The organism is Pseudomonas sp. TMW22090 (genome assembly GCF_022496665.1).
Taxonomy (GTDB): domain Bacteria; phylum Pseudomonadota; class Gammaproteobacteria; order Pseudomonadales; family Pseudomonadaceae; genus Aquipseudomonas; species Aquipseudomonas gregormendelii.
The window spans coordinates 45805-71695 of the sequence record NZ_SCFH01000014.1; the positions used below are offsets into that span (position 1 = coordinate 45805).

Below are 25891 nucleotides of genomic sequence, written 5' to 3' on the forward strand. Positions count from 1 at the left end.
CGTTGATTGCGCAATGCCACTATCCATGAGCGACGATCCCAGACTGCTAGATCCGGTACGTAAATTCAACGGGTGAACTGTAGGGTTAATATCCAGCGCCGTAGCACCGCAAACGCTGGATTAGCAAGGGCTTAAGCGTTCGCGGCGCTGGCAAATGATTGATGTAGACTTGCGAGATAGGGCCAGCGCCGTGGGGCAGAAACCTGTGAAAGTCATCTGCCGTGTGTGCACGGCACTAAATTACCGCGAGGAGTTGATCTGTAGTTTTTTGTGTCTTTTCGTGTCCGCGAAAATCACGAAGACGAACTAACAAGCCCAAGTAGTTGTGGACTTGGCCGGTCATGCGTCCCTCAATTGCCGCACGCGTACGATTTTTCCGAATTCTGCGGGCTTCCGTCATTGCCTCTGAGAGGCTAGCGGCGGGCCCTCAGCACTTGGTCAGCAGGTGCGGAGCATTCGCGGCACTGGCTGCTGACCGGAATCTATCTGCGCTGTACAGCCTGTGGCGCCGGACAGGCAGCCAGTGACGACAATCTGTTGCCGCTGACCGAAAACTGACCCAGTAAAGGCTGTTCTGCCGACTGAAAACTGACCCAGGTGTTCAACTGCTTCTGCTCACTTTCCGAGCAGGAGAACACAGGGTGATCAGCATGGAAATGTTGGGAAAAATCCGGCGGATGTACTTCCGCGCCAACACCTTCGATCCAACCCGCATCGAATTTGGCTTCGAGGTGACCGAGACGGCGGTGATGTGTGATCCAGAAGCCGCTGCCACGACGCTGCAGGCATTGCGCGATCTCGGTGCCCAGATTTCGATTGATGACTTTGGTACTGGTTACTCTTCTCTGGCTTATCTCAAGCGATTCCCGGTCGACACGCTTAAGGTTGATCGGTCATTTGTAATGAACATTGCGGACGACCACGTCGATCAGGCGATCGTCCGAGCGGTCACGGATATGGCGCATAGCATGCAGCTGACCGTGGTCGCCGAAGGGGTAGAAACAGCGGGTCAGGCGCAAATATTGCAGCAGTTGAACGTCGATTTGTTGCAGGGTTTCCTCTATGCCCGCCCACTGCCAGCGGAGCAACTTGGAACCTTGCTGAGTCAGCTCGCTGAACCGAAAAAGATGTACTTGCCCAACAAGGGCTAGAGGCTTTGGCCCTTTAACCAAGGCGATCGTAATGCTGCTTCTCAAGAAACCTCTACCGGCAAATACGGCAGGTAGAGTCGCAGCGGCTTTGCTCAGGCAGCTCTGAGTTGGTTGATATGCTGTAGACGAAAAAGATCAAGGAGCGGCACATCATTTATCAAAGCCGATGCCAGGTCAGATGGTGGTTCGGCTCTCGAATTTCCGCTGCTGGCCGTAGTGAGCCATTCGCCACCAAGCCAAGATCAGCCCCGTGAAAGCAACTTCAAGCCATCTGGACGCAACTCGCCCTTTGGCGAGACGTGCCGGTACAACGTCTGTCGAGTGACACCGAGTTCCTCACACAGATCGCCAACCACGGTTTCCGTCTGCCCCATCGCCGCCATGGCCAATCGCAGTTTCGCTGCGGTCATCTTGAACGGCCGCCCGCCGTTCCTGCCGCGTGCTCGTGCCGATGCCAATCCTGCCATCGTGCGCTCGGAAATCAACTCCCGCTCGAATTCGGCCAGCGCAGCAAAAATACCGAACACAAGCTTGCCTGCTGCAGTCGTCGTGTCGACCGCAGCACCGTGACCGGTCAGGACTTTCAATCCCACGCTACGCGCAGTCAGGTCATGCACGGTGTTGATCAGATGGCGTAGATCGCGGCCGAGCCGATCGAGCTTCCACACGAGCAGCGTGTCGCCTTCACGGAGCGCCTTCAGACAAGCAGCCAACCCCGGTCGATCATCACGTCGGCCTGAAGCCAGATCCTCGTAGAGATGTGAAGGACTCACCCCAGCTCCGATCAGTGCATCGCGCTGCAGATCGGTGGATTGGGATCCGTCCGCTTTCGACACCCGCATATAGCCGATCAACATCTCTTCACCTGTCACATATACGTTCGATTATGTGACAGTTTGAGTCGGAAAGCTCTGGCCGTCAAAAATTGTCACTTAACCCGTTATTTAATTTAAGACATGCAAAGGATTCATCAAGCTCATAATGTGACAAAAATTCCGGGGAATCCGCTCGTTGGCAAACATGGTATTAAGTCTGCGTCGAAACCTGTGATCCCTACCCACAAGATCCTCTGACTTGCAGTTAATGCTGGTTGGCGACGATGGAATGCAGGTCGGTGTGGATCAATGCAGGTTCATTCGCAGCTAACGCTGGTTTGCCGGGCCGGACAGTCGCAGTTAATCCTGGTCGAAAACGGCGCTGATTGCAGGTCGGAACGTTTTCGTTTGCAGGTCGTTACAGCTAATGATCGGCTTTCGTGTGTGATCGAGAGCCTGGACGGTACATGGCATCGCCCGTTCACCACCTTTGAAATGGCGGCGCTGCAAAGCCTGGTCGAGCCAGAGGAACAGTTAGAGCTGGACGGCTTGAGCGATCAGGCATGGCGTGAACGGATCGGCAACGCCGTGCCGCCCGACGCGGCGGAAGCCATCGCGGGTGTGATGGCCCGAACGCTGCTGCTGGCCAAGCAAGGCGAAACGTTCCTGCTAAGCCATATGCCGGTGTGGGTCCGACCAATCGCGGTCGGTCTGACGGTCGCAACTCAACAGCAATAACAAACCGCGCCCTGTAGACCAGGGCGCACCCAACCGGGCCAAGCGGCGGCAACCGCTCCGGTACACTGCGAAGGAGATACACCGATGCAATTCCGTGACCTCACCCCAAGCAAATCCCAACGCTCCAGCGCTGCCCTGCAAACGGCTGCTCGACTGGCAGAACATCGGCGGAAGTATTATTCAGCTGCGGAACTTTACGAAGCTGCAGCGTCAATATGGCCGCACGGCAACGGTTCCGAGCTGTTGCGCAAGGCCGAACAGTGCCGCTCGCTGGTTGACGTGGACACTCCAGACGAAATGGATATTTGAGGATCTGCAAGCATGGACGAACAGACTGAGCGTGAACTGAACGACTACCTAAGCCTCCTTTTCTGGACGGAAACCGCCTCGGTTGCCGAGATTCAAGGCGCTATGTTGGTCGCATCTGGTGTCACCAAAGAAGACCTGAAAATGGCGATCAGGTGCATGATGGATTCAGACCGTCCGGCCCTGGCGAACGACTTTCCCGAACTGCTCGCAAATCGAGTCACGTTGTCGGGACTTCGGAGCCAACACATCGAGTTAGCAGAAGCTATGGACGTGCTAGAGGATTCGCTGAAGCGGCGAGAGCATGACTTATCGTATCCGTTGAAAGGGTATGGCCTAGCACTCGGGTGTGTCAGGAAGCTGCAGAACTTCGGCATCATCAGTGCAGCGCAACGAGAGCTGTTATTGAGTGAGCTGGTCAGAATAAAACGTGGTGACGTGCGGGATAATTGAGGGAGGGAATAGCACTAGATTTTGTGTCGCCGACAGCTGATCTAGCCACTAGATATAGTGGTTATCCAGTGAAAGCGGGTCTTGATGGCCCGCTTTTTTCTGCCCGATGCACCCACCTCCTGAGCGTGCTCGGCTGCGCCTCACCGGCTGTCGTGAACCAAGCCCTGGCCAAGAGCGCGCCAGGTCTTGGCCCTTCGGGCTTCCATCCTCACGCCTTCGCCCGTACCGGGCTGCGCGCTCTGCTTGCCTCCGGCCTTCGGCCTGCGCACCGTCCTGCAGGACGGTTTGCCGCCCATCCGCGTTCACCAGGTGGCTCATCATCATCGTTCGGTAGCGAACGCCCCAATGGCCTATCCGCCGCCGCGCCTTGCCTGCAACGGGCTTTCGCGGCATATCCTCGGTCGCAGGCTCCCTCCGGTATTCCACGACCCATTGCACGCGGCCCAGCTCTGGATAGTCCGGGCTTACCGCGACCGACCGACGCTGACGAGCAGACCACCACCGGCAGCGCGCTCCAGGGCGAAGGGTCTTGCGGCGTCCGCTGCGCGAACGCGCTGAAAAGCGTTTGTTTACCGCTCGCAACACTCAGCCTCGGAGCAGCCCGGGAGAGCGGCGGCGTCAAGTCGAAAGGGCAATTTCTCGCACGCGAAAACAGGAATGTTTAGTAAAGTAATATTTTACAAATAGTTGACATGATAAGCGGGGTTTGAGATACTAATCCCGTCGAAGCAATACCGCTTCGTCACCCGGAACCAGCGGCGGCAACCGCTCCGGGAATTCTGCGAAGGAGATTCAAAAATGCGTCTATCCAGTAACTTCCGTAACCCTTGCATGGTCCGCAGCGATGCACCTCTGAGCAATGACGAGATCGCCCGCGTAGCGCCGTCGATCTTTGCCGAGGAAGCACACGACAGCCGCTCCGATCGTTACCTGTATATCCCGACTGTAAAGGTGCTAGATGCGCTGCGCGCCGAAGGGTTCCAGCCGTTCATGGCCTGCCAAACCCGTGTGCGCAACACCGACAAACGCGAGCACACCAAACACATGATTCGTCTGCGCCATGCCAGCAACATCATGGACAAAGAGGCGAACGAAATCATTCTGCTGAACAGCCATGATGGCAGCAGCAGCTATCAGATGATGGCCGGTAGCTTTCGTTTTGTGTGTGCTAATGGCCTGGTGCTGGGCGATTGCTCAATGGATCAGAAAGTGCGTCACAGTGGCCGTGGTGATGTTGTCGGTGACGTGATCGAGGGAGCCTATGAAGTGCTCAACCAGTTCACGCAGATCGACGACAAACGCGACTGCATGAAACAGATTCAACTGCGCCCGGAAGAGCAAGAAGCCTTCGCCATGGCCGCACTGGCCTACCGTTACGACCCATCCGAAGGCCCGGCGCCTGTCACCCCTTCGCAGTTGCTGCGCGCACGCCGCAGCGAGGACAGGAGCAGCGACCTCTGGACGACCTTCAACCGCGTACAAGAAAACACCATCAAGGGCGGCTTGAGTGGCCGCAATAAGCAAGGACGCCGGACAACTACCCGCGCCGTGAATGGCATTGACCAGGACGTGAAATTGAATCGCGCCCTGTGGGTTCTGGCACAGGCTCTGCGCACTCAGCAGGCCGCATAACCAACCAGCCGGGCGCCAAGTGCGCCCGGTTTCATGTGGTAGGGAGATACAGCCATGTCCAAAGTTTTCTATGTACCGGGCCAACCTTCGATCATTGACTATGCCCGCGAGATCGGCCCGAACCAGTGGGCAACCCGCTGCAGAATGCTGATGCTGGCCGAGTTGCATATCTGCCATCCCGGCGCTGTTCTTGGCGATGAAGAATCGTTCTTGCTGGCCCAGGAAGCCGCGCTAGGAACGCAGCCCCAGGAGATCAGCGAAGCCCGCTATGAGTACGCGCTAACCCGCCTGCAGGTGCTGGACTTCGCCGCTGTCGGCAAAGACTTTTCGTTCAAGCTGGAAAAATTCGAGGTCGGGAACCTCACGCGAATTTATGCGCGTTGCAATGGCCGGTATTGGACGTTTGTGGGCCTGGCCACCCTCACGCATCAAATGATTGTCCAGCGCGTCACCCTGAGCGCTGCAGGAGCCGGGCCGGAAGTTAGACAGGCTTACGCAACCCACTCACACTAGAAGCTAAAAGCGCCTGGTAGATCACCGGGCGCTTCACCCATGGAGAATATGAATGCAGCCAAAGTACACCGCCGATCAATGGGAAAAAGTATCCCCTGCCTTTCGCGGGTTGGCTGTCGGTACTGTCGAGATGGCCAAGGCCGTGTTGGTCGATGGCCAGCGCCCTGCAGATCTGGCGAGACAGGCCGACGTGTCGCGGCAGTTGGTCTATGCCGCCGTGAAGCGGGTTCGCAACATCCTAGAGGAACACGAGGCACAAGAACTGGTGCCGGTCATGGTCTGGTTGCCGCCTGAGTTAGCCGAGCAGGTCAAGCAGATGGCCGCGCCATATGCTCAACCTGGAGGCAAGAAGTAAAGAGCGACGGCGTCGAGTGACGTTGCCGCCTTTCTCGCGTGCGAGAAATCAGGGGTGGACGTGTTGCCGTGTGGTCAGATCCAGGCCAACGGCGCGCATCACTGCGAGCATGGTTTTCAACGTAGGGTTGCCCTTGTCGCTGAACGAGCGGTAAAGCTGTTCGCGGGATAGCCCCGACTCTTTGGCCAGCTCTGTCATGCCTTTGGCGCGAGCGACTACGCCGAGGGCTTTAGCGATATGGCCAGCGTCACCGGTTTCAAAAGCATCGGCCATGAACAGGGCGATGGTTTCAGGATCGACCAGCGCAACCGCTGGATCATAGTCATAGATTGGCTCTTTCATTCATCCTCACTCCACTGGCTGGCAAGCAGTTTGGCGGTTTCGATATCGCGGGTCTGGCTGCCTTTGTCGCCACCACACAGCAGCAATACAAGCTCGTTACCACGCTGCTGAAAATAAACCCGGTAGCCGGGGCCGTAGTGAATACGCAACTCGCTAACACCCTGGCCGACCGGCTCAACATCGCCCAATAGGCCGTTGGCTACCCGGAAGACCCGCGCCGCGATGATCGCTTTTGCCCGCTGATCTCTCAGCTTGCGTTCCCACGTCATGTAAGTAGCGGTTTGTTTGATCGTTTTCATAGGAGCATTGTAGTTTATAAATTACGGAAAGGCAATAACTATCTGTACAATATCATTTTACAAATAGTTGACGCGTCGAAGGCCGTTTGAGATACTAATCCCGTCGAAGCAATACCGCTTCGACACCCGGAACCAGCGGCGGCAACCGCTCCGGGAAATCTGCGAAGGAGCTTCAAAATGACTCACGTACTTGGATTGTGTGTAGAACCTGAAGGCATGGATGTTGATTCCGAAGTGCTGGCCCAGGTCGAGCCGAAAGCGCAGCAGGACGCCATTGAAGATGGCCTGCCTCGTTTGGATTGGCTGACCACCGCTGATTTCCGCCGATTCACCCACGGCATCCGCCACGCAGCATAAACACTCACCCAACCCCCCGGCCAGGCGGCGGCAACCGCCCTGGGGGATCGCGAAGGAGCGAACCAATGTCTACCACCTCCCACGTTTTCTATCAGCCTGGCACGGGCTGGGTGCATGACTACGCCGTCCAGCTCGACGGCGGCGAATGGGTAACACGCAGCGGCCGCACGCTCGATCAGTTGAAGGAAAAACAGCCCGACATGATCGTTTGCACTGAGGATGAGGCGTGGCAGCAGATCGAAGCCGCGGCTAAATCCGCGCCGGTTCTGATCGATCGTGAACAGTTTGAATACGCGCTGAATGTTCTGCCGCCTGCGGGCTGGGTTCGCGCTGGTGATTGCGAGTCGTTCAAGATGATCGAGCGCGACAACGGGCGAGTAACTCGGATCTATGTTCGCCTCGGCGAAAACTTCTTTCGGTTCGCCGACCTCTTTACCACTCCGCATGCAGACGTCGTGCGCCTGGTCGAAGCTGCAGCACCTGCGCTGCTGGCCTCACGTCAAAACCAGTAACGAAGCCAGGGAGCGGCAAGCCGCTCCCCTCTTTGGTAGGGCGAGGACTCATGAAACGAAAAGACGCGATTGCGCATATCACTGTTGCCGGTTATCACGACGACTCTCGTACGGCCATGCGGATCTACACCGAAAACCGGATCAGCTACCAGGTGTATACCGAGGTTTACGCGAAAGGCGCTCAGCTCAAAAGTGAAGGCATGGCCTGCACTTGCTTCCAGTGCAAGCAACGCCCTGCGTCTGCTTGAAATCTGCGGTACTACTGCCCTGCAGCAGCGTCAGATTTCAACGTGCTGCAGGTGTTGAAACCATCAAACCCGCTTCGGCGGGTTTTTGGCCACGGTTGGGTGGTGGCCACCGCATACCCCGGGCGTGCTCGGCTTCGCCTCACCGGCTGTCGTGAACCAAGCCCCGGCCAAGAGCGCGCCGAGTCTTGGCCCTTCGGGCTTCCATCCTCACGCCTTCGCCCGTGCCGGGCTGCGCGCTCCGCTTGCATTGCGCCAGGGCGAGCCGTACCCGGAATTTGTAACGTACGATACAGGCGAATCGCTGTTGGCCCGGGCCCGCCCGGGCGATGCAACAGCCGCGATCAGGATCTGTGCCCGGCTCAGGAAATCACCCTGCAGTTGCCCACCGCCCGGGCAAGAAGCCGCCCGGCCCGTGGACAACTGCACCGCTCGCTCTGGCCTTTGTTGGGCCTCGCTCGCTGGGCGATTTTGCGTGCGCTGGCTGTTGCATCGGAATGCCTTCGGCGACCAAGGGGGTGCCCCCCTTGGATCCGCAGGCTGAAAGGTGCGGGCTTCGCCCGGGAGATCGGCGTGGGGACGATAGAGAAGACGGAATAAATCGTACGCTAAGCGCTTCGCCTGTCAGGTTGAGGCAATAGAGGTGGACGCTGGAGCGTCAGGAAATGCAGAAATCGACCCTACTCTGATGCGGCGCTGGTCGCGGGAGGTCGGCTTGCTCTTGCGCATATCCGAAATTGCCAGAATCATGGCAGTTTCGCCACTGCCATAACTGGATCCAAAATACGAATATGGACGTAGAAGAGCTAATAGAAAAGGCTAGAGATCAACGTAGGCGCGATCGATACGAGGAAGCAGTAATTTCTGCCAAAGCAGCCACGGTCCAGGATCCCGACAATGCTGATGGCTGGTGGCTTCTGGCACTCAACAATATTTCCCTAGGCAGGAAAGAGGCTGCCCTAGAAGCTCTCAAGGAAACCAACGACAAAGTCCCATACTTTGCCCAAGCGTGGGCAAAACGGGGCAGCTTGGAGCTTGATCTGGGGGCTCCTGAGGAAGCAGCAAGCTCGTTCGAGACTGCACTTAACTGTGACAATGAAGAGATTGAGGCGCTACGAGGGCTTGCTCATATCTACGGACAGAACAATGACACTGAGAAGCGAGCGGAAGAAATTCTAGTACTCACCAAGCTCGATGAACTTGAGAGTCTCAGTCCATGGCACCTGAATCGATTAGGCATCCTACATTTCCTCAACAACCATGGCTTTGATGCCATCAAATACTGGTCGCGCAACGCGCACCAAAGCGATGACACCGCATCGCTTTTCAACCTGGGCCTCGCCTACAACTTGGATGACGTGTCCCAAGACGTTGATGCCGTTGACTGTTGGCGCTTGGTCATGCGCAAAGACGAGTCTAACGAAAAGGCGCCAAACCGCATCCTGTCTGTCAAGGCTCCACTTTTGGATTTGGCTCGCAAGGTTCAATCGTCCCGAAAGTCACTCTGCCAGGCGGAAGATCAGTGGTACTCGATCTACATCAACCCTTTCCAGCTCCTGAATTGCCCGAAAGACTTCGATTTCGGTGATCTTGAACCCAAGGTTGTCCAAAAATGGAAAAAGACGTTACTTCAGGAAATTGAGCTTGAGGAGGGAAAACTACATTGGATGCCTGGGCTAACTGTCGATCGTTCAAAGGCGATTGAGTTAGCGGAAAAGCTGTCCGACATAGAGGTCGCCTCCCATCACTGGGAAGTATATAAGTGCAAACCTCTTCTGGAGTTTTTGTCAAAAGGCGATATCAACCATTTCCTTCTGGACGAAGAGTGGTCGCCCCTCGATTTTATCGAGCGAGTGAGTGTTTCCGAAGCGCTCAGGGAGTGGTTAAGCGATCCATTTTCAGCACAGTACGACCGCATTTTTAATAAGGCCGTTGCAGCCCGGGATGTGCCCGTCATTGAAGCATTGCTCGATGGCCGTCGCTGGGTCATGCCCTCCTATGCCGATCGCTGCTTTGAAAACGCATTACGAGAAGCGGACTCCATATTGATCCCGCTACGGGAGCTCAAGAATCGGGCAGAGGCTATTAAAGTAACGGTCAAACAGATCGATGAGGTTCTGGAGACGCACAAAATCATCAGCATCCTGAATCTGCTGCCGCCCTACTTCCGCAACTTGCAAAATGAAGCGGTAGGTTTGGTCAGAAGCATTGCCATTGATGCGCACAACGTCCATGAAGACTCGGAACTTTCTTTGGCGATTATTGAGAAAAGTAAAGAGTTTTCCTTCAAGTCCATTGAGCTCACACAGCGTTTGAAAGAAGACTTCGAAGCCATCTCGGAGATGATCAAAAAGCAACGAGAGCACGAGTCTCACTTGACCTTCGGGAATGCTCGCCACTGGAAAATTACGAAGGAAGGCGTTTCCGATAACGGTGATCTGTGCCCAGCAAATGAGATCCGAGCCTTACGCTGGGGAATAATGGTCGAGCAAAATGGCTCACATAACTATCTATTCGCCGCTAAGCGGCGGACTGGAAAGGAGTACATGCTCACATGGACATCTTCCGACCGCGACAAACAGGATGAGCTGTTCGAAAAGCTCGTCAATGCCGCGTTTCACTACATCATTCCCGACGTGATGGAAAACCTCCTCGACGAGCTAAAGCGTGGCGGAACCCTGACAGTTGGTCCGATCCAGATCACACAAAATGGCATGAGCTTCGAATCAAAATGGCTGATTTTCACCAGCCAAAATCAAGTGCCTTGGAGTGGGATAGATGTCGTGCTTCAGAATGGCTCAGCCATAGTAGTAGATAAATTCAGAGGAAAGAAGTCTCCTCCTATCAGCTTACGTGACGTTCCAAACGCCATGTTGCTCCGATTATTTCCAATGTCATTCAACCGCGATTAAGGATAGTCATGTCCATTCCCCCGCCAATTGAAATACCACGCTGGACGCTTGTCGTACTGAACAGCCTTTATGAAATAGAACGCAAGCTGGAAGTTCACGGCGACCCTGGACACGCTAAACGCAACGTTGACCGAATCAAGGAGGAATTCGAACAGCAGTCCTTGATTATCGAGGATCCGCTGGGACAGCCCTTCAAAGAGACACGCACTGACCTCGAAGCCACCATTGTCGGTGCAGGCACTGAGAATCTGGTAGTCACTGAGGTCATCAAGCCTGTGATTAGGTTGGTAAATGGCCCGGTTTCACGGATTGTGCAAAAAGGGATCGTTGTAGTACAGAGCAAGGAGGAGGCATCACAATGACAAAGATGATCAATTTCGGGATTGACCTGGGAACCAGCAACTCGCTGATCGCTAAATTTGACAAAGGGTCAGTCGAGGTATTCAAGAATCCCAACGGCTTCAAGGAAACACTCCCGTCGATCGTAGGCTTCCGAAATGACCGGATCATGGTAGGTGACCAGGCTCGCACGTATGCCGAAAAGGACCCGAAGAGCGTTGCCTGTTGCCGCTGACCGAAAACTGACCCAGTAGAGGCTGTTCTGCCGACTGAAAACTGACCCAGGTGTTCAACTGCTTCTGCTCAATTTTTGAGCAGGAGAACACAGGGTGATCAGTATGGAAATGATGGGCAAAATTCGCCGGATGTATTTCCGCGACAAGCTGTCGCTGCATGAGATAGCCAAGCGCACCGGGTTGGCGCGCAACACGATTCGCAAGTGGGTCAGAGCACCTGAGGCCAAGCCGCCGGTCTACCAACGCCGCGCGATCTTCAACAAACTCAGCCCTTTTCACGCCACGCTGGAGCAGGCGCTAAAAGCCGATTCGCTGCGGCCCAAGCAACAGCGGCGCAGTGCCAAGGCGCTGTTGGCGCAAATCAAAGCCGAAGGTTATGACGGTGGCTACAGCCAGCTCACCGCGTTTATCCGTGCCTGGCGAGGGGGACAGGGCAAGGCGTCGCAGGCCTTTGTGCCGCTGACCTTTGCTCTTGGCGAGGCGTTTCAGTTTGACTGGAGCGAGGAAGGCTTGCTGGTCGGCGGCATTTACCGGCGTATGCAGGTGGCACATCTGAAGCTGTGTGCCAGCCGTGCGTTCTGGCTTGTGGCGTATCCGAGCCAGGGCCATGAGATGTTATTTGACGCCCATACACGCTCGTTCGGCTCCTTGGGCGGCGTGCCGCGCCGGGGCATCTACGACAACATGAAGACCGCCGTCGACAAGGTCAATAAGGGCAAAGGCCGGGCGGTGAATGCGCGCTTTGCGGTGATGTGCGCGCATTACCTGTTCGATCCGGACTTCTGCAACGTCGCCGCTGGTTGGGAAAAGGGCATCGTTGAAAAGAACGTGCAAGACAGCCGCAGGCGTATCTGGCTAGACGCCCAGGACTGCCAGTTTCACTCCTTCGAGGAACTCAATGCCTGGCTGGGCCAGCGCTGCCGCGCGCTTTGGAACGAGCTGACGCACCCTCAATACAGCGGGCTGAGTGTGGCCGAAGTGCTGGAGTTGGAGCGCGCTGAACTGATGCCTGTGCCAGCGCCATTCGACGGTTACGTCGAGCGGCCTGCGCGGGTCTCCAGCACCTGCCTGGTCAGCGTCGGGCGCAACCGCTACTCGGTGCCGTGTGAGTATGCGGGTAAGTGGGTCAGCAGCCGTTTGTATCCGACGCGAATCGAGGTGGTGGCTGACGACGCGCTGATCGCCAGCCATGTCCGCTTGCTGGATCGCGACCAGGTCAGCTATGACTGGCAGCACTACCTCCCGCTGATCGAACGCAAGCCCGGTGCGCTGCGCAACGGCGCGCCCTTTGCTGATCTGCCGGCGCCGCTGCGTCAGCTTAAGCACGGTCTGGGGCGTCATGCCGGCGGTGACCGGATCATGGCGCAAGTTCTGGCTGCCGTACCGGTCGCCGGGCTCGATGCGGTGCTGGTGGCTGTTGAGCTGGTACTGGAAAGCGGCAGCCTGAGCGCCGAACACATCCTCAATGTCGTGGCGCGCCTGGCCGCGACCGAACCACCACCCAGCGTCGAAACCCACTTGTCGCTCAAGGAAGCCCCCGTCGCTAACACGGCGCGCTACGACCGCCTGCGTGGCCAGACCGAGGAGATCGGTCATGCGTGATTTGATGGCGGAACTCAAGGAGCTGCGCCTGCACGGCATGGCCACGGCCTGGGCGGAGTTGACTGCGCAGGGTGAGTCGAACACAGCCTCGTCCAAGTGGCTGCTCGAACACCTGCTGGAACAAGAGCACACAGATCGCGCCATGCGCTCGGTGAGCCACCAGATGAACATGGCCAAGCTGCCGATGCACCGCGACCTGGCCGGCTTCGACTTCAGCGCCTCCAGCGCAGACGCTCGTTTGATCAGCGAACTGGCCAGTCTGGCCTTTACCGACACCGCGCAGAACGTGGTGCTGATCGGTGGGCCTGGCACCGGTAAAACCCACCTGGCCACTGCGCTGGCCGTGTCCGGCATCACCCGGCACGGCAAGCGCGTGCGCTTCTACTCCACGGTCGATCTGGTCAATCTGCTGGAGCGCGAAAAGCACGACGGCAAAGCCGGGCGGATCGCCCAAGCTCTGCTGCGCATGGATCTGGTCATCCTCGACGAACTGGGTTATCTGCCCTTCAGCCAGGCCGGCGGTGCGTTGCTGTTTCACCTGCTATCCAAGCTGTACGAACACACCAGCGTGGTGATCACCACCAACCTGAGCTTCGCCGAATGGTCGAGCGTGTTCGGCGACGCCAAGATGACCACCGCCCTGCTGGATCGGCTGACCCACCACTGCCACATCGTCGAAACCGGTAACGAGTCCTATCGCCTGCAACACAGTAGCTTGGCGGCCCAGGCCAAGATCAAATCACGGGAGCGAAAGCGTAAGGGCGGCCAGGAACCGGAGGACGATGAGCCGTTCTGATTTCATGGCGACGACGGCCTGCTACATGGCTGCGTGTGGCAGGTCTTAAACAACTGAACTGGGCTAGCGAAGGAGTGGGGGCAACAGCAGCTGCGCTGGTAGACTTATCCACAGTTGCTGGTAACAAAATCAGCAATCCGCCCTGGGTCAAATTTCAATCGGCAGGGTGGGTCAATTTTCCATCAGCGCCAACACACTAAGCAACCATCAGAAAATTTTGACTGTACGCCAAAAAATTCGCATCTACCAGCATCTAAACAGGCGTTGCAGGGCAATCGCATGAACGCCTGCCGATTTGAATGAGTCCTTTCCCAGCGGGCATCCTGAGCGCCTCTCTACTCAGGATGCCCTGCAATGTCGCATCACATACCAATCTCCGATGTTCTGGTCGCCATCAATGATCCCCGTCAGCAGGGCAAGATTCGTCACGACCTGGTCGAAACACTGGTCGTGGCTATCTGCGGCGTGCTTGCCGGCGCTGACACCTTCATCGAAATCGAACTCTGGGCTGAGCAGCGGCTGGACTGGTTCCGCCGTATTCTGAAACTACCCCACGGCATTCCCTCACACGACACCTTTGGACGGCTATTCAGCCTGATCGATCCAGAGGAGTTCGAGCAGGCCTTCCGCTGTTGGGTTGCGGCGATCCTACCGGCCCTTTCTCCGCAAGTGGTTGCCCTAGACGGCAAGACCAGTCGCCGCTCCGGCAAGAAAAACACGGCCCCGTTGCACCTGGTCAGCGCTTTTGCGGCTGATTCAGGGCTGATTCTCGGGCAGAGGGCGACCTCCCAGAAGTCCAACGAGAAGACCGCCATTCCTGAGCTGCTGGCCACACTGGCGCTTGAGGGCTGCACCGTGACGATCGATGCCATGGGTACCCAGCCGGACATTGCACAGGCCATTCTCGATCGCGGGGCGCACTATCTGCTGGCCATCAAGGGAAACCAGCCGAAGCTGGCCGAAGCGATCGATGACTTCGCTGACACCTTTTTGGACGGCGATCCTGCCCGGGTACCCCATGCGCACTTCGAGCATGTCGAGAAGGACCATGGCCGGCTGGAGGTTCGTCGCTGCCATGTTTTCGACCAACTCCAGTGCCTGCCACAGCCAGAACGCTGGCCAGGACTGCGCACTTTCGTGATGCTGGAGTCCGAGCGGACTGTGGGCAACCAGACCAGCCTGGAGCGCCGTTACTACATCAGCAGTCTTGCTCCGGATGCAGAGCGCATCGCACATGCCATCAGGGCGCACTGGGGCGTGGAGAACCGCGTCCACTGGTGCATGGATGTCATTTTTGGTGACGATCAGATGCGGATCCGAACCGGGCATGCTGCCCACAACATGGCCGTTCTCAAGCAACTTACATTGAATTTGATCCGGTTGGATCCGGTCAAGCGCAAGGGTGGCATCAAGGCACGAAGGCTGATTGCTGCAACCTCTGATGATTATCGGGCTGAACTATTAGGTCTCAGGTGAGCTTCATGCGATTGCCTTGACAGGCGTTGTTGATTATCATAAAACACTGACACTGTATTATATAATCGTGCTTTTGTGTTATTTTTTTAATATTTACTGATTACGTACTTGCTTAACCACTCAGTTGCGCTAGAACTAATAGACGCGAAATTTAAATCTCTAATTTTCCAACACTTAGTAAAACCTCGTTTGCCATCCCACTACCATTGTAGGAGCAAATCAGGAGACATAAAAAATTAGCGGTAGCGTGCCTGGCCCTCTAGATAAGTATTGGAGACTGTAATGAAGTTTGAAAAGTCACAGACAGCAATCGACCACCTGACTCCCGAGCAACACCGAATTACCCAGGAGGCGGGCACCGAAAGGCCCTTCACGGGCGAGTACAACGACAACAAGGAGCCTGGCATCTACGTCGACATAGTGTCGGGAGAGCCACTGTTCGCTTCGACGGACAAGTTCGATTCGGGTACTGGCTGGCCCAGCTTCACCAAGCCGATCGTTTCGGCAAACGTGAACGAGGTGCGGGACAGCGCACACGGCATGGTCCGGACGGAGGTCAGGTCAGTACACGCAGACAGTCATCTCGGCCATGTGTTCCCCGATGGTCCTTCCGACCGCGGCGGTCTGCGGTACTGCATCAACTCAGCGTCCCTTCGCTTCATCCCGCGCGACGAGATGGAGTCCGAGGGATACGGTGAATATCTCGATCAAGTAGAGGAGGCTTAACATGCATCAGCGCGCTGTTCTCGCAGGAGGATGTTTCTGGGGCATGCAGGATCTGATCCGCAAGCGGCCCGGCATCATCTCGACCCGTGTGGGTTACACGGGCGGCGATATTCCGAACGCCACGTATCGTAATCACGGCACGCATGCCGAGGGGATCGAGATTGTCTTCGACCCGACAGTGACGAGCTACCGGAACATCCTGGAATTCTTCTTCCAGATCCACGATCCGACGACGCTGAACCGCCAGGGCAATGATCGTGGGCTCTCCTACCGGTCGGGCATCTATTATGTCGACGAGGAGCAGAAGCGCGTCGCCGAGGATACGATCGCCGATGTGGATGCCTCGGGGCTGTGGGATGGCAAAGTGGTGACCGAGGTCCAGCCGGTCGGCGAGTTCTGGGAGGCCGAGCCCGATCACCAGGATTATCTGGAGAAGCGCCCGGGCGGCTACACCTGCCACTTCGTCCGTCCCGGCTGGGTGCTTCCGAAGCGCCAAAAGGTTGACGACGTACAGCCAGCGGCCGGGACCGCGGCGGAATAGGCTTCACTGCCGTTGCCACTGCGCCGATCCGGTCCGCAATCTTCGTGACCGCGTCGTTCAGCGACGCGGTCATCGAACCCTACTTCAGAGTGACGGCTCGTTCCAGTCAGTCGCCATCGCAACACCAGGATCGCAGATTTATGCCAGACCTCTCGTCCTTTCCGATCACGCAGCGCTGGCCGGCATCTCATCCCGATCGCCTGCAACTCTACGCAGCCCCTACGCCCAATGGCGTCAAGGTCTCGATCATGCTTGAGGAGACTGGCCTGGCGTACGAGCCCCACCTGATCGACATCTCGAACAACGAGTCGAAGGATCCGGCGTTCGTGTCGCTGAACCCGAACGGACGCATACCGGCGATCATCGATCCGGCTGGCCCTGACGGTAGACCCATCGCCTTATGGGAATCCGGTGCGATCCTCCTCTATCTGGCCGACAAGACGGGTCAGTTCATCTCCACCGAACCAGGCCAGCGTTACGAGACCCTAGCGTGGGTGTTCTTTCAGATGTCGGCCATCGGGCCGATGTTCGGTCAGCTCGGCTTCTTCCTGCGATTTGGCGGCAAGGACTATGAGGACAAGCGGCCGCAACAGCGCTTTATCGACGAATCCACGCGTCTGCTGGGGATTCTGGATCGCCGGCTGGAAGGCCGCGACTGGATCGTCGACGACTATTCGATCGCGGACATCGCGACGCTCGGCTGGGTGAATGCGCTGGTGGAATTCTACGCTGCGGGTGACATCCTTGGCCTCAGCAGCTTTTCGAACGTCCGCGCATGGCTTGGACGCGGGCTGGCTCGACCGGCCGTCCAGCGTGGCCTCCACATTCCCGCGAGGCCAGCATGAGCATCATCGCCGCCTATTATTACAACGAAGGCAAGCGAGTTCGCGAAATCGCGCTCGATGAGCACGTCAAGTTGGGCGAGAGTCGCTCGGGCTTCTGCTGGATCGCGCTTAGCGAACCCACCCCCGAGGAACTACTCGCGATCCAAAGGACATATAATCTTCATCCGTTGGCGATCGACAACGCGATGCACCCGCTGTGCCCGCCCAAGCTCGAGGTCTACAACGATGAGTTGTACGTCGTCGCGCAGACCGCCGAGCTGGTCGGCGACCGGATCAGCTACGGCAAGATGGCGATCTTCACCGGTCACAATCACCTTATCACCGTGCGGCACGGCAATGCCGGAGCGCTGGGCAAACTTCGGGAGCAACTCGAGGCATCGCCGACGCAGTTCGGCAAGGGTGTCGACTATGTGCTGCACGCGATCTTGCATCGCGTGGTCGACCAGTATCTGCCCATCTTCGAAATGATCGAGGACGACGTCCTGGCGATGGAGCGACGGTCGCTGCACGATTTCCTCGGGCCAGAAGAGGTGGCGCGAATCTTCGAACTAAGGTCCGAACTCACGCGGTTCCAGCGCACGCTCGGGGCTATGGCCGAGCTGGTGCGAAAGCTCGTTCGCGGCCACTTTCCCTGCATCAGCGCCGAAATGACACCATATTTCCACGACGTCGCGGACCATGTCCACCGCGTGCAGTCCATGGTCGACGGCCTCCTGCTTGTCCTGTCCACGGTCTTTGAGGCCAGCAGCCTTCTTGAAGCGCAAAGGACGGGGGTGATCACCCGCCAGCTGGCGGCTTGGGCGGCAATACTGGCAGTCCCGACGGCGATCGCTGGAATATACGGCATGAACTTTAAGCACATGCCGGAGCTGGACACGGCCTACGGATACTTTGTCGTGCTCGGAGTGATAGCGATATCGTGCGTTTTCCTATTTGTGCGCTTCAAGAAGGCTAAGTGGCTGTGAATACTGCCCATCGTTTTCTTCGCCGTCATCTGACGGTTACAGCGGGCCTTATACGGAAGCTTGTCCAATCCAACTCAAGATGAAGGTGCGTCCATGACATAGCAGCTGACCGACGCTCTACAAGCAGTTCAGTCCTTCATCGCCAAGGGCTAAGACCGCGAATAGCGCGTCAAGGACAGCAATCTCGTCGATCTCGAGCCAGGATCAACCATCGGTCCGTGCGGCATCTGCGTCGACGCGGCGTTTCGCCTCGGAAGCGGTGATGATGGCGATAACGCCTCCACCCTCTACGCGATCACCGATCCGGCGACCGAGCATAAGGGCCTGTTGATCGACGTGTTCGATGAAATCTGCTACCGCGACCCAGTTCAAGAGTCGGGACCTCAATGTAGAAGAAGTTGACTAACGAGCATTCGCGTCATCCGATCAAGCAAGCTGGAGACATTTATGAAAGCCATTGGTTACAAGGTTCCGGGACCCATCGCCGCGGATGCCGCGCTGGTCGACATCAATCTGCCTCGGCCTGTCGCTGCAGGATACGATATCCTGGTTGAGGTGAAGGCCGTCTCGGTCAACCCGGTCGACTACAAGGTCCGCAACAGCACGCCGCCGGCAGATGGCGATTGGAAGGTGCTGGGATGGGATGCCGCCGGGATTGTGCGCGAGGTCGGCCCCGACGTCACGCAGTTCGAGTTAGGCGACGAGGTCTATTATGCCGGATCGATCACACGGCCCGGTACCAATGCGGAGTTCCATCTCGTCGACGCCCGGATTGTCGGTCACAAACCTGCGTCGCTCTCCTGGGCGGAAGCGGCGGCGCTGCCGCTGACGACGTTGACGGCCTGGGAGGCGATGTTCGACCGCCTGGACGTGGCGAAGCCCGTACCCGGTGCGGCGGAGGCGATCCTCATCATCGGTGGCGCGGGCGGGGTTGGGTCGATCGCCGTCCAGATCGCGCGACAGCGCACGGACCTCACCGTCATCGCCACAGCCTCTCGACCGGAAACCCAAGAGTGGGTAAGAGGGCTTGGAGCTCACCACGTCATCGACCATTCTCGTCCGCTCGCGCCACAGATCGCCGAACTCGGCATCGGTGCTCCCGCTTTCGTCTTTTCGACCACACATACCGAGCAACATGTCGCCGACATCGCCGAACTGATCGCCCCACAAGGACGGTTCGGACTGATCGACGATCCCAAGGCATTCGATATCATGGTTTTCAAGCGCAAGGCGGTGTCGATCCACCACGAGCTGATGTTCACGCGGTCGATCTACGGCACGCCCGACATGAATGAGCAGGGCGAGATTCTGGATGCGATGGCAGCGCTGGTTGACGACGGCAAAATCCGCACGACGCTGACCCGGCGACTGTCGCCGATCAATGCCGCCAATCTGAAGACGGTGCATGCACTGATCGAAAGTGGCGCGGCTAAAGGCAAGATCGTCCTCGAAGGCTTCTAACGACCGCGATCGCCAAACATCTTGTCCAACCTCAAAAAGCCGAACGGGTTATGCCCCAGCGATGAGAATCCCATGACCAAATCTATTGCCACCGCCTCGATCAACCGCGAAACCGCAGTCGCCCTCATCGACGCGGCGCTCGCTGCGGCCCGTGCCATCGGCATCCCGGCTGCCGTCGCCGTCGTCGACGCCACCGGTAACCTGCGCGCGTTCGAGCGCACCGACGATGCGCCGTTCCTTACCGTCGATGTTGCCATCGACAAGGCCTGGAGTTCCGCCTCGTTTGGGTTCCCGACCCATGTCTGGAACGACTATGTGACCAACGATCCAAAAGTGGCGCCGCTAGCCTATCGCCCTCGGATGGTCGCTGTCGGCGGCGGTTATCCGATTCTGGAGGATGGGAAGTTGATCGGCGGCATAGGCATCTCCGGAGGCAACTATCAGCAGGATCAGGATGCGTGCGTCGAGGCACTCATGAAAATCGGGTTCCAGTTGCCAGCCTGACGACTGTGAGGCCATCACCGGTGGTAATGGCCAACAGATCCAACCTTTGAGAGGCCTAATGATGGAAGCGTTCGTCGTCTTTACGCGGGAAGAAACCAGCGACCCACATGCACTCGCAACCTATTCTGCAGGCGTCGGACCATCGTTCGATGGTCACGACGTTACCTTTCTCGCCGCTTATGGCGCGATCCAGCATTTGGAGGGGCCGCCCATCGAAGGGGCCGTAATCTTGCGTTTCCCGACGATGCAGGCCGCTCGCGACTGGTATGACAGTCCCGCCTACCAAACCATCGCTGCTCAACGCTTTGCCGGTTCCCGTTACCGCGCCTTTATCATTGAAGGGCGGCGGTGACATACCGACAGAAGCACTTCGGCGCTGACCACGAGGTATCGGCGTGTGAACTCGCATCTTGGGAATCTGTGGGGGGGACCAAGACAGCGGCGCTAGGGGCTCATATCGTCGATCGGATCAGAGAGTTGCTCGGCGAGAATGGGTTATCTATTGCCGAGCTGACGGAGCGGAGCCGCCCTCTCCCAACGGATTGATTCAATCGTTGACGCTCCTCCTATCCGGATCCGGGTTTTCGCACGCTGATCAACAGAGTTACAGCGCGCAACGCCTGTAGTGGGCATCAGGGGATGGGTGGCAATCAGGATGATTGCCCACCTTCCAACGATTAACCTTGCTCAAGTTGCTTCACTAGTCGCTCCGCGTCGAGATGGAAGTCCGAGAAAACAATGCTACCGCCAGCGTCGATAACCGTAAACCACGGAGTTCCTCGTGTGCGGTAGTCTTCCATGAAGGTTGGAAACGGCGAGCCGGTCGGTTGCTCGTCGTGACCGAAAACGATAGGAAGCTCATACTTGAGCTGGTTCACGCGCAACTTCTCGAAGGTATTCTCATGCGTTCCTTCGAAGACGGTCTGGATCACTGCGAACCCCACGTCTTTTGAGCTCAACGCTGCATGCAACTTTTGTAGCGTCGGAAACCCATGCAAATGGCAACCTTGGCACCAATGCTGGAAGGCAAACAAGATTTTCGGGCCGGGCCCGATATCTGACAGTTTGAACGGCGCGATACTTTCCCCATCTTTGCCAATCCATTTTTGCACCCGCAGCTCAGGCGCTTGTCGTTCGATCTCGTTCATCTGATCCTCCAACCCCGATACAGAAGCTTAGTGGATGATCGCGCGTCGCGACGGTGCGCGAACGTCCGACCTTATTTTCCCTATTTCCTGAAGCCAGAATAGATCAGATCGACATTTCGTCCTTAATATACTCAAGCTGCCGGCGAGCGCGAACTGGGCAACCATGCGCTGGTGAGCCTTGAGCTTTGCACGCTGCCCATCCGTTTGAGAGCGAACCTGCAACTTCCGCTCCGCATACCGCAGATCAGCGTACGCAGCCTTGGGGTTATCTACCCTATAGCCATTGGGTATTGGGAATCATGCTGGCCTGACGCTATGTTCGATACGCGATTTTTTACGATGATAGAGCATCTGTATCTGATTTTTAGTCGATTGGCTTATTCGGCGGATGTGCGGGCAAATGCTTTACGCAGAGTACTGAAATGAAGGCCGGCTTCGGTCTGCCGTATCGAGCAAGAGGGGTCACTATGGTCACCAGAGGTTTCACCGGTCGCGGTTCAGGCGACCAGTCCGATCGGATTCCGCCAGGTCAGCATCTGGTGGAGGATTTCCCTGTTCTGTCGGCCGGCCCTACGCCGAGGGTAGAGCCCTCCGACTGGAAATTCACAGTCAAAATTGGTCCGAAGCCCGTCAAAACGTGGAATTGGGGCGAATTCAACACTCTACCAAAGACCCAGGTGACAAAGGATATTCACTGCGTCACCTCTTGGTCCAAACTGGATACCGTTTGGGAGGGTGTACTCATTGAAGACATCCTTGCAGATGCAGAGCTTGATCGGCCTACCGATTTCGTCTTGGCGCACTGCTACGATAATTATTCGACAAACGTCCCTCTGACGGATCTGCTTTCCGGGAAAGCGATGGTCGCCCTCAGTTATGCGGGCAAGCCACTTTCCCGCGATCATGGGGGGCCGGCGCGTCTTCTAGTGCCGCACCTTTACTTCTGGAAATCCGCCAAATGGGTGAATGCGCTGCAATTCACGACGCGTGACGAGGCCGGCTTTTGGGAGCTGCACGGCTATCACATCTACGGCGATCCGTGGCGCGAACAACGATACACCCATGACTGAAAACGAAGCGCAAGTCCGTTCGTGGCAATCATGCGTGATCGACGACATCATCCAGCAAACACCGAGTATCAAGAGCTTCTTCCTTCGGTTGAGCAAGCCGTTCGCGCACACCGCAGGTCAGCACGTCGATATCCGGCTGACCGCGCCCGACGGCTACAGTGCAATGCGCAGCTACTCGATCGCGTCATCGGCAGTTTCGACCCCGATCGTCGAGATAGCTATCGAGCGCATGCCGGATGCCGAAGTTTCGCCGTTTTTTCACGACATCGCGGCGATTGGTGACGAAATCGAAGTTCGCGGTCCGCTCGGTGGCCATTTCCTTTGGCCTGAGCCTGCCATAGATCCGGTTCTGTTGATCGGGGGAGGCTCCGGCCTCGTGCCGTTGATGGCAATGATCCGGCAGCGCCGCGCATTGGCCCAAGCCGTTCCGACAGCGTTGCTCCTGTCCGCACGAACCGCCGAGGACGTTCTCTTCTCAGAAGAACTTCATTGCATCGAAATCAGCGATCCGGCGTTCGTCCTGGCGCTCGCGATTACGCGCGAGAAACCGGTTCGCGCATCGGACTTTGCGCGACGGATCGACGGCATGATGGTCCAAGAAATTCTAACCAGGCTTCAGGGAAAGCCGACGCAAGTGTTCGTCTGCGGGTCTAACGGATTCGTCAACATCGCAACCGATAGCGCGCTGCTGGCGGGCTTGGACGCCTCCATCATCAAGACGGAGCGCTACGGGGGCTAGCGGCGCGAGCTATCTCACGTCGCGCCGATCGTAGACGTGCGCCCTGGGAAGCTTTGGCGATCAACGTGAACCGTTTTGCCGAACACAGTCTTCGTACCCCCCGGCCTCTAGAACGCCTTCGCTCGCGATACCTGGCTCGACATCAAGCTCAATTTGAAAGTTCCTGCACTATCCGTCGTCCTGATATGCTCGACCAGCATGATGGGCGATTCGAGCGGGACCGCTTCCGTCCCAATCGAGGCTCGGTTACCTTAGAGCATCGGCTCGGCGCTACAGGAGGCGCGTGCGGCCTCTGCCTGGCGGTGAAAGCACTTTGGGCCATGTCGCCTGGATAGCGGCCAATCGTCAGCATCTGCTCCGATGTCGGCCAAGGTGCAGTCGCCATCTTTGAACGCCGCGAATTGGAGATCAACGCCATGACAGCGATCCGCGTGCAACTGCCGGAGATGCAATATGACAACTGATGTATTGCTGTACACCACGAATTGGTGCCCGTTCTGCCGCCGAGCGAAGGCGCTCCTCAAGGAAAAGGGCGTGCGATGGAAGGAGCTCGATATTGAGGCGGATCCGGCTCACCGGCAGGCCATGGCGGAAGCGTCGGGGCGAAGCTCCGTGCCGCAGATCTTCATCAATGGCACCCTTATCGGTGGCTCCGATGAGCTATTCGCGCTCGATGTCAGAGGCGAGCTCGACAAACTTCTCGGGCGCAACCCGCCTGCCACCTGAGGAGGTGCGGCTTGGGGCAGCCAGCCCGCGAGCCTTCGCCGGTTGATGAATACAAAAGGAGAGTCCGTTGGTCTCAGCCATCTGGAAAGACACTACTATCGCCACAAGCGACGAAACAGTCATCGTCGAGGGAAATCACTACTTCCCACCGTCAGGAGTCGACCTGAGCCTGCTTGAGATGAGCCCGCACACATCTGTCTGTCCGATCAAAGGCGCCGCGCGCTTCTTTCATGTTCGCGCGGGTGACGCGCTCAACGTGAACGCCGCTTGGACCTATCCCGCCCCCACTCCGGATGCCGAGGGTATCCGGGATTACATCGCTTTCTGGAAAGGCGTGGACGTTGCCTAGCAGACTGGACGGACGACTTCGCTGATAGCCATGCGGGCGCCGACATCTCAATTATCCTGCCCACCCCGGGCCTCGTCGGCTGCAGGAATCTGCCCGGCACCTTAGCGCGACCCGGCACTGGCGGTCTCGCACCCGCCGCGCCTCTGTTCTATCAATAAGGATGGATGACATGGAGCATTCCGAGTTCGATGCCGCTTTCGCGAAGCTTGCGGAGGGATACAGAGAAGGGACTTATGAAGGCCGGCGTTTCAGCTTGATCGTCCGGCGATCTGGGGACGGACGTCGCAACAGTCTGTTCGCCAGGGAGTTGGACGGGACTGACATTGTCAGCTTCAACCTCTTCCGCGTTACATCAGATAGGACATTGTTGAAGCCGTGCGAAATGTCCGCCGAAAAGGTCGTAGCGTTCGTGCTGGAGTTCCGACCGGACACCTGACGGGCAGAAGAAGATCCCGGCCAACCGGCGCGCCTGCGACGGCCGGCTATCTAAGGCTGCGCAAGCCTATAGCCGCAGCTCATTGCACTTCGTCTGGCGAGGAATTCAACATCGATACGTCGCCATCCGCGGGGATATCGGTACAGGCGCCCGTGTAAGCCAGATTGAGAAATCCTAAGCGATGACTAACACCAATGACGCCACCCTTCCGACACATTCTATTCTTGAGGAATGCACAGCGATGGCTGTCGTCAACGCTCTGAAGATTATTCTGAAGAACAGCTACGCGATCTACCTTAAGACAAAAAATGCCACTCGGGCGCATCCCGCCCCTACTTCAGGGACTTTCACTTGCTTCTCGCTCTGTCACTCACAGCATCGGCACGCCCATGACGCATGGTATCCAGGCCTCATAATTTTCCCATATAACCTTCTTGTCTTTTGCGCACCCAGAAAGACTCGAGGCTTTAACTGGACAGATGAGCCCTCGAGGGTAGTGTTCACCTGATTGGCTTTCTCATATCTGATGTTGATTCGCACAGTGTGCCAACCAGGTGATAGTTTCAAAAAACCTGCGCTTCAGAGCGAATTAGACGATCTTCGATAAGAGCGATCCGCCTCAAAATCCAAAACATCTAACATTGTCCTAGAGCCATATTTGTACCTAGTACTATGGCGCTCCCATTAACACATTTGATGATGCACAGAAAACTTAGCTCATGATAGCTTTCAGCTAACAGCTATTCGGAAGCCCGAAAGGATTCAACCGTTTAAGCGTGAACCGTCGATTATAAATACTTTCGTAAGTTAGCTTTAAAGGACGCTTTTAGTCCTTGTAAATACGCATTACGACTCCACAGCTACCAAATCCATACGGCGCCAGCAACCATTAAAACACCCGACACTACTAAAACAATAGTAGAGGCGCGATTGCTGCCTTTCAAAGTATGACCAACACCCACATCCATAACTAGGTGTCGAATTCCGGCTACGAGATGATAAATAAATGAAGAGTATACCAACCAGAAACTAACTTTGCCGAAAGGTGAAGAAAAAATCTCCTTGACTTCATTAAAACCCTTTTCTGACTCCAACGATTTGCTCAGCATATACAGTATCAGTCCCAGAAAAATAAAGAGCATAATTCCTGAAATCCGGTGCAGAATCGATGTAAGCGCCGTGAGAGGAAGCTGAATGGTTCGAATATCAAGATTAACCGGCCGCTTTTTATTCATTTTGACTCCAGTCAACAATTCTAGTGGGGGATTTCAGTTTTCGATCTCATTCATCATAGCAGCTGTA

At 56.8% G+C, this 25891-nt stretch carries 33 protein-coding genes and 1 pseudogene; 28 read left to right on the forward strand and 6 right to left on the reverse strand.

What is annotated here, in order from left to right; translation table 11 throughout:
* Positions 1 to 650 precede the first annotated feature (650 nt).
* Entirely contained in the window at positions 651 to 1151 is a 501-nt protein-coding gene (locus tag EQV97_RS28040; protein ID WP_195156992.1) for an EAL domain-containing protein, read from the forward strand.
* A gap of 242 nt (positions 1152 to 1393) precedes the next feature.
* On the opposite strand, the gene EQV97_RS28045 is transcribed toward EQV97_RS28040, so the two are convergent.
* Positions 1394 to 2008, reverse strand: a complete 615-nt coding sequence (locus EQV97_RS28045) for a recombinase family protein (protein WP_054890147.1) — start codon at positions 2006 to 2008, stop codon at positions 1394 to 1396.
* Between the two features lie 381 nt (positions 2009 to 2389).
* Between EQV97_RS28045 and EQV97_RS28050 the strand changes: the two are divergent.
* The 6 genes and pseudogenes from EQV97_RS28050 to EQV97_RS28075 form a co-directional block, all read left to right on the forward strand.
* Positions 2390 to 2704 (forward strand): annotated as a pseudogene (locus EQV97_RS28050) (DNA cytosine methyltransferase); the annotation flags it as partial.
* A gap of 84 nt (positions 2705 to 2788) precedes the next feature.
* Positions 2789 to 3013, forward strand: a complete 225-nt coding sequence (locus tag EQV97_RS28055; protein WP_240890496.1) for a hypothetical protein — start codon at positions 2789 to 2791, stop codon at positions 3011 to 3013.
* 12 nt (positions 3014 to 3025) lie between these two features.
* A complete protein-coding gene (locus tag EQV97_RS28060) occupies positions 3026 to 3463 on the forward strand; it encodes a hypothetical protein (protein ID WP_016715802.1) in 438 nt (145 codons plus the stop codon).
* A gap of 798 nt (positions 3464 to 4261) precedes the next feature.
* Positions 4262 to 5095 (forward strand): DUF932 domain-containing protein, encoded by an 834-nt coding sequence (locus EQV97_RS28065; RefSeq protein ID WP_134939441.1) that lies wholly within the window; start codon positions 4262 to 4264, stop codon positions 5093 to 5095.
* 54 nt (positions 5096 to 5149) lie between these two features.
* Positions 5150 to 5608 carry a hypothetical protein gene (locus tag EQV97_RS28070; protein ID WP_130932296.1) on the forward strand — a complete coding sequence of 153 codons (459 nt, stop codon included), beginning with the start codon at positions 5150 to 5152 and terminating at the stop codon, positions 5606 to 5608.
* Positions 5609 to 5660: 52 nt separating this feature from the next.
* Positions 5661 to 5963: a TrfB-related DNA-binding protein gene (locus EQV97_RS28075; protein ID WP_016715865.1), complete on the forward strand. Its 303-nt coding sequence runs from the start codon at positions 5661 to 5663 to the stop codon at positions 5961 to 5963.
* A 48-nt stretch (positions 5964 to 6011) separates the two neighbouring features.
* Here the strand turns inward: EQV97_RS28075 and EQV97_RS28080 are convergent, their stop codons facing one another.
* Both EQV97_RS28080 and EQV97_RS28085 read right to left on the reverse strand, forming a co-directional pair.
* Entirely contained in the window at positions 6012 to 6305 is a 294-nt protein-coding gene (locus EQV97_RS28080) for an addiction module antidote protein (protein WP_240890497.1), read from the reverse strand.
* Positions 6302 to 6604, reverse strand: a complete 303-nt coding sequence (locus EQV97_RS28085; protein ID WP_240890498.1) for a type II toxin-antitoxin system RelE/ParE family toxin — start codon at positions 6602 to 6604, stop codon at positions 6302 to 6304. Before EQV97_RS28085 ends, EQV97_RS28080 begins: the two co-directional genes overlap by 4 nt.
* Before the next feature lie 177 nt (positions 6605 to 6781).
* On the opposite strand from EQV97_RS28085, the gene EQV97_RS28090 reads away from it, so the two are divergent.
* The 13 genes from EQV97_RS28090 to EQV97_RS28150 all read left to right on the forward strand — a co-directional run bounded on the left by EQV97_RS28090 (position 6782) and on the right by EQV97_RS28150 (position 18156).
* Positions 6782 to 6961 (forward strand): hypothetical protein, encoded by a 180-nt coding sequence (locus EQV97_RS28090; RefSeq protein WP_016715862.1) that lies wholly within the window; start codon positions 6782 to 6784, stop codon positions 6959 to 6961.
* 65 nt (positions 6962 to 7026) lie between these two features.
* The gene (locus EQV97_RS28095) at positions 7027 to 7473 is read left to right on the forward strand and encodes a hypothetical protein (RefSeq protein WP_240890499.1); all 447 of its coding nucleotides are present in this window, start codon (positions 7027 to 7029) and stop codon (positions 7471 to 7473) included.
* Between the two features lie 50 nt (positions 7474 to 7523).
* Complete coding sequence (locus tag EQV97_RS28100) at positions 7524 to 7721, forward strand: hypothetical protein (RefSeq protein ID WP_240890500.1); 198 nt, start codon at positions 7524 to 7526, stop codon at positions 7719 to 7721.
* A gap of 788 nt (positions 7722 to 8509) precedes the next feature.
* Positions 8510 to 10630: a hypothetical protein gene (locus EQV97_RS28105; RefSeq protein WP_240890501.1), complete on the forward strand. Its 2121-nt coding sequence runs from the start codon at positions 8510 to 8512 to the stop codon at positions 10628 to 10630.
* An 8-nt stretch (positions 10631 to 10638) separates the two neighbouring features.
* Positions 10639 to 10992 (forward strand): hypothetical protein, encoded by a 354-nt coding sequence (locus EQV97_RS28110; protein ID WP_240890502.1) that lies wholly within the window; start codon positions 10639 to 10641, stop codon positions 10990 to 10992.
* Positions 10989 to 11204, forward strand: coding sequence for an Hsp70 family protein (locus EQV97_RS28115; protein WP_240890503.1), 216 nt, complete (start codon positions 10989 to 10991; stop codon positions 11202 to 11204). Before EQV97_RS28110 ends, EQV97_RS28115 begins: the two co-directional genes overlap by 4 nt.
* 103 nt (positions 11205 to 11307) lie before the next feature.
* On the forward strand, positions 11308 to 12807 hold the full coding sequence (istA, locus tag EQV97_RS28120; RefSeq protein ID WP_024012635.1) for an IS21-like element ISPst3 family transposase: 1500 nt from the start codon (positions 11308 to 11310) through the stop codon (positions 12805 to 12807).
* Positions 12800 to 13603: an IS21-like element ISPst3 family helper ATPase IstB gene (gene istB, locus EQV97_RS28125; RefSeq protein WP_010454871.1), complete on the forward strand. Its 804-nt coding sequence runs from the start codon at positions 12800 to 12802 to the stop codon at positions 13601 to 13603. Before istA ends, istB begins: the two co-directional genes overlap by 8 nt.
* Before the next feature lie 354 nt (positions 13604 to 13957).
* The gene (locus EQV97_RS28130) at positions 13958 to 15079 is read left to right on the forward strand and encodes an ISAs1-like element ISPa60 family transposase (protein ID WP_010455375.1); all 1122 of its coding nucleotides are present in this window, start codon (positions 13958 to 13960) and stop codon (positions 15077 to 15079) included.
* 282 nt (positions 15080 to 15361) lie between these two features.
* Complete coding sequence (gene msrB / locus EQV97_RS28135; protein ID WP_003464965.1) at positions 15362 to 15805, forward strand: peptide-methionine (R)-S-oxide reductase MsrB; 444 nt, start codon at positions 15362 to 15364, stop codon at positions 15803 to 15805.
* A 1-nt stretch (position 15806) separates the two neighbouring features.
* Positions 15807 to 16346 carry a peptide-methionine (S)-S-oxide reductase MsrA gene (gene msrA, locus EQV97_RS28140; protein WP_003464967.1) on the forward strand — a complete coding sequence of 180 codons (540 nt, stop codon included), beginning with the start codon at positions 15807 to 15809 and terminating at the stop codon, positions 16344 to 16346.
* 140 nt (positions 16347 to 16486) lie between these two features.
* Positions 16487 to 17191 (forward strand): glutathione S-transferase N-terminal domain-containing protein, encoded by a 705-nt coding sequence (locus EQV97_RS28145; protein WP_003464969.1) that lies wholly within the window; start codon positions 16487 to 16489, stop codon positions 17189 to 17191.
* Complete coding sequence (locus EQV97_RS28150) at positions 17188 to 18156, forward strand: magnesium and cobalt transport protein CorA (RefSeq protein WP_003464971.1); 969 nt, start codon at positions 17188 to 17190, stop codon at positions 18154 to 18156. The genes EQV97_RS28145 and EQV97_RS28150 overlap by 4 nt, the downstream gene beginning before the upstream one ends.
* Positions 18157 to 18360: 204 nt before the next feature.
* On the opposite strand, the gene EQV97_RS28155 is transcribed toward EQV97_RS28150, so the two are convergent.
* A complete protein-coding gene (locus EQV97_RS28155) occupies positions 18361 to 18528 on the reverse strand; it encodes a hypothetical protein (RefSeq protein WP_016487060.1) in 168 nt (55 codons plus the stop codon).
* A gap of 75 nt (positions 18529 to 18603) precedes the next feature.
* On the opposite strand from EQV97_RS28155, the gene EQV97_RS28160 reads away from it, so the two are divergent.
* From EQV97_RS28160 to EQV97_RS28170, 3 genes are all read left to right on the forward strand, one after another.
* Positions 18604 to 19617, forward strand: coding sequence for a zinc-binding alcohol dehydrogenase family protein (locus EQV97_RS28160; protein WP_002118279.1), 1014 nt, complete (start codon positions 18604 to 18606; stop codon positions 19615 to 19617).
* Positions 19618 to 19689: 72 nt separating this feature from the next.
* The gene (locus EQV97_RS28165; protein WP_005006001.1) at positions 19690 to 20121 is read left to right on the forward strand and encodes a heme-binding protein; all 432 of its coding nucleotides are present in this window, start codon (positions 19690 to 19692) and stop codon (positions 20119 to 20121) included.
* A 58-nt stretch (positions 20122 to 20179) separates the two neighbouring features.
* Positions 20180 to 20473, forward strand: a complete 294-nt coding sequence (locus EQV97_RS28170; RefSeq protein WP_010591688.1) for a DUF1330 domain-containing protein — start codon at positions 20180 to 20182, stop codon at positions 20471 to 20473.
* A 325-nt stretch (positions 20474 to 20798) separates the two neighbouring features.
* Here the strand turns inward: EQV97_RS28170 and EQV97_RS28175 are convergent, their stop codons facing one another.
* Positions 20799 to 21269, reverse strand: a complete 471-nt coding sequence (locus EQV97_RS28175) for a hypothetical protein (RefSeq protein ID WP_003464979.1) — start codon at positions 21267 to 21269, stop codon at positions 20799 to 20801.
* A gap of 467 nt (positions 21270 to 21736) precedes the next feature.
* On the opposite strand from EQV97_RS28175, the gene EQV97_RS28180 reads away from it, so the two are divergent.
* The 5 genes from EQV97_RS28180 to EQV97_RS28200 all read left to right on the forward strand — a co-directional run bounded on the left by EQV97_RS28180 (position 21737) and on the right by EQV97_RS28200 (position 24589).
* Positions 21737 to 22339, forward strand: a complete 603-nt coding sequence (locus EQV97_RS28180) for a sulfite oxidase-like oxidoreductase (RefSeq protein WP_003464980.1) — start codon at positions 21737 to 21739, stop codon at positions 22337 to 22339.
* The gene (locus EQV97_RS28185) at positions 22332 to 23078 is read left to right on the forward strand and encodes a ferredoxin reductase (protein ID WP_002118292.1); all 747 of its coding nucleotides are present in this window, start codon (positions 22332 to 22334) and stop codon (positions 23076 to 23078) included. The genes EQV97_RS28180 and EQV97_RS28185 overlap by 8 nt, the downstream gene beginning before the upstream one ends.
* A 453-nt stretch (positions 23079 to 23531) precedes the next feature.
* Positions 23532 to 23804, forward strand: coding sequence for a glutaredoxin 3 (gene grxC, locus EQV97_RS28190; RefSeq protein WP_005005995.1), 273 nt, complete (start codon positions 23532 to 23534; stop codon positions 23802 to 23804).
* A gap of 67 nt (positions 23805 to 23871) precedes the next feature.
* A complete protein-coding gene (locus EQV97_RS28195) occupies positions 23872 to 24153 on the forward strand; it encodes a DUF427 domain-containing protein (RefSeq protein WP_003464986.1) in 282 nt (93 codons plus the stop codon).
* 169 nt (positions 24154 to 24322) lie between these two features.
* Positions 24323 to 24589 (forward strand): hypothetical protein, encoded by a 267-nt coding sequence (locus EQV97_RS28200; RefSeq protein WP_003464988.1) that lies wholly within the window; start codon positions 24323 to 24325, stop codon positions 24587 to 24589.
* 860 nt (positions 24590 to 25449) lie between these two features.
* On the opposite strand, the gene sdhC is transcribed toward EQV97_RS28200, so the two are convergent.
* On the reverse strand, positions 25450 to 25824 hold the full coding sequence (gene sdhC / locus EQV97_RS28205; protein ID WP_005005993.1) for a succinate dehydrogenase, cytochrome b556 subunit: 375 nt from the start codon (positions 25822 to 25824) through the stop codon (positions 25450 to 25452).
* Between the last annotated feature and the right edge of the window lie 67 nt (positions 25825 to 25891).

What these genes read in the sequence shown, in the direction of transcription:
- EQV97_RS28040 (WP_195156992.1), top strand. Translation starts at nt 651, where the DNA reads ATGGAAATGTTGGGAAAAATCCGGCGGATGTACTTCCGCGCCAACACC.
- EQV97_RS28045 (WP_054890147.1), bottom strand. Translation starts at nt 2,008, where the DNA reads ATGTTGATCGGCTATATGCGGGTGTCGAAAGCGGACGGATCCCAATCC.
- EQV97_RS28055 (WP_240890496.1), top strand. Translation starts at nt 2,789, where the DNA reads ATGCAATTCCGTGACCTCACCCCAAGCAAATCCCAACGCTCCAGCGCT.
- EQV97_RS28060 (WP_016715802.1), top strand. Translation starts at nt 3,026, where the DNA reads ATGGACGAACAGACTGAGCGTGAACTGAACGACTACCTAAGCCTCCTT.
- EQV97_RS28065 (WP_134939441.1), top strand. Translation starts at nt 4,262, where the DNA reads ATGCGTCTATCCAGTAACTTCCGTAACCCTTGCATGGTCCGCAGCGAT.
- EQV97_RS28070 (WP_130932296.1), top strand. Translation starts at nt 5,150, where the DNA reads ATGTCCAAAGTTTTCTATGTACCGGGCCAACCTTCGATCATTGACTAT.
- EQV97_RS28075 (WP_016715865.1), top strand. Translation starts at nt 5,661, where the DNA reads ATGCAGCCAAAGTACACCGCCGATCAATGGGAAAAAGTATCCCCTGCC.
- EQV97_RS28080 (WP_240890497.1), bottom strand. Translation starts at nt 6,305, where the DNA reads ATGAAAGAGCCAATCTATGACTATGATCCAGCGGTTGCGCTGGTCGAT.
- EQV97_RS28085 (WP_240890498.1), bottom strand. Translation starts at nt 6,604, where the DNA reads ATGAAAACGATCAAACAAACCGCTACTTACATGACGTGGGAACGCAAG.
- EQV97_RS28090 (WP_016715862.1), top strand. Translation starts at nt 6,782, where the DNA reads ATGACTCACGTACTTGGATTGTGTGTAGAACCTGAAGGCATGGATGTT.
- EQV97_RS28095 (WP_240890499.1), top strand. Translation starts at nt 7,027, where the DNA reads ATGTCTACCACCTCCCACGTTTTCTATCAGCCTGGCACGGGCTGGGTG.
- EQV97_RS28100 (WP_240890500.1), top strand. Translation starts at nt 7,524, where the DNA reads ATGAAACGAAAAGACGCGATTGCGCATATCACTGTTGCCGGTTATCAC.
- EQV97_RS28105 (WP_240890501.1), top strand. Translation starts at nt 8,510, where the DNA reads ATGGACGTAGAAGAGCTAATAGAAAAGGCTAGAGATCAACGTAGGCGC.
- EQV97_RS28110 (WP_240890502.1), top strand. Translation starts at nt 10,639, where the DNA reads ATGTCCATTCCCCCGCCAATTGAAATACCACGCTGGACGCTTGTCGTA.
- EQV97_RS28115 (WP_240890503.1), top strand. Translation starts at nt 10,989, where the DNA reads ATGACAAAGATGATCAATTTCGGGATTGACCTGGGAACCAGCAACTCG.
- istA (WP_024012635.1), top strand. Translation starts at nt 11,308, where the DNA reads ATGGAAATGATGGGCAAAATTCGCCGGATGTATTTCCGCGACAAGCTG.
- istB (WP_010454871.1), top strand. Translation starts at nt 12,800, where the DNA reads ATGCGTGATTTGATGGCGGAACTCAAGGAGCTGCGCCTGCACGGCATG.
- EQV97_RS28130 (WP_010455375.1), top strand. Translation starts at nt 13,958, where the DNA reads ATGTCGCATCACATACCAATCTCCGATGTTCTGGTCGCCATCAATGAT.
- msrB (WP_003464965.1), top strand. Translation starts at nt 15,362, where the DNA reads ATGAAGTTTGAAAAGTCACAGACAGCAATCGACCACCTGACTCCCGAG.
- msrA (WP_003464967.1), top strand. Translation starts at nt 15,807, where the DNA reads ATGCATCAGCGCGCTGTTCTCGCAGGAGGATGTTTCTGGGGCATGCAG.
- EQV97_RS28145 (WP_003464969.1), top strand. Translation starts at nt 16,487, where the DNA reads ATGCCAGACCTCTCGTCCTTTCCGATCACGCAGCGCTGGCCGGCATCT.
- EQV97_RS28150 (WP_003464971.1), top strand. Translation starts at nt 17,188, where the DNA reads ATGAGCATCATCGCCGCCTATTATTACAACGAAGGCAAGCGAGTTCGC.
- EQV97_RS28160 (WP_002118279.1), top strand. Translation starts at nt 18,604, where the DNA reads ATGAAAGCCATTGGTTACAAGGTTCCGGGACCCATCGCCGCGGATGCC.
- EQV97_RS28165 (WP_005006001.1), top strand. Translation starts at nt 19,690, where the DNA reads ATGACCAAATCTATTGCCACCGCCTCGATCAACCGCGAAACCGCAGTC.
- EQV97_RS28170 (WP_010591688.1), top strand. Translation starts at nt 20,180, where the DNA reads ATGATGGAAGCGTTCGTCGTCTTTACGCGGGAAGAAACCAGCGACCCA.
- EQV97_RS28175 (WP_003464979.1), bottom strand. Translation starts at nt 21,269, where the DNA reads ATGAACGAGATCGAACGACAAGCGCCTGAGCTGCGGGTGCAAAAATGG.
- EQV97_RS28180 (WP_003464980.1), top strand. Translation starts at nt 21,737, where the DNA reads ATGGTCACCAGAGGTTTCACCGGTCGCGGTTCAGGCGACCAGTCCGAT.
- EQV97_RS28185 (WP_002118292.1), top strand. Translation starts at nt 22,332, where the DNA reads ATGACTGAAAACGAAGCGCAAGTCCGTTCGTGGCAATCATGCGTGATC.
- grxC (WP_005005995.1), top strand. Translation starts at nt 23,532, where the DNA reads ATGACAACTGATGTATTGCTGTACACCACGAATTGGTGCCCGTTCTGC.
- EQV97_RS28200 (WP_003464988.1), top strand. Translation starts at nt 24,323, where the DNA reads ATGGAGCATTCCGAGTTCGATGCCGCTTTCGCGAAGCTTGCGGAGGGA.
- sdhC (WP_005005993.1), bottom strand. Translation starts at nt 25,824, where the DNA reads ATGAATAAAAAGCGGCCGGTTAATCTTGATATTCGAACCATTCAGCTT.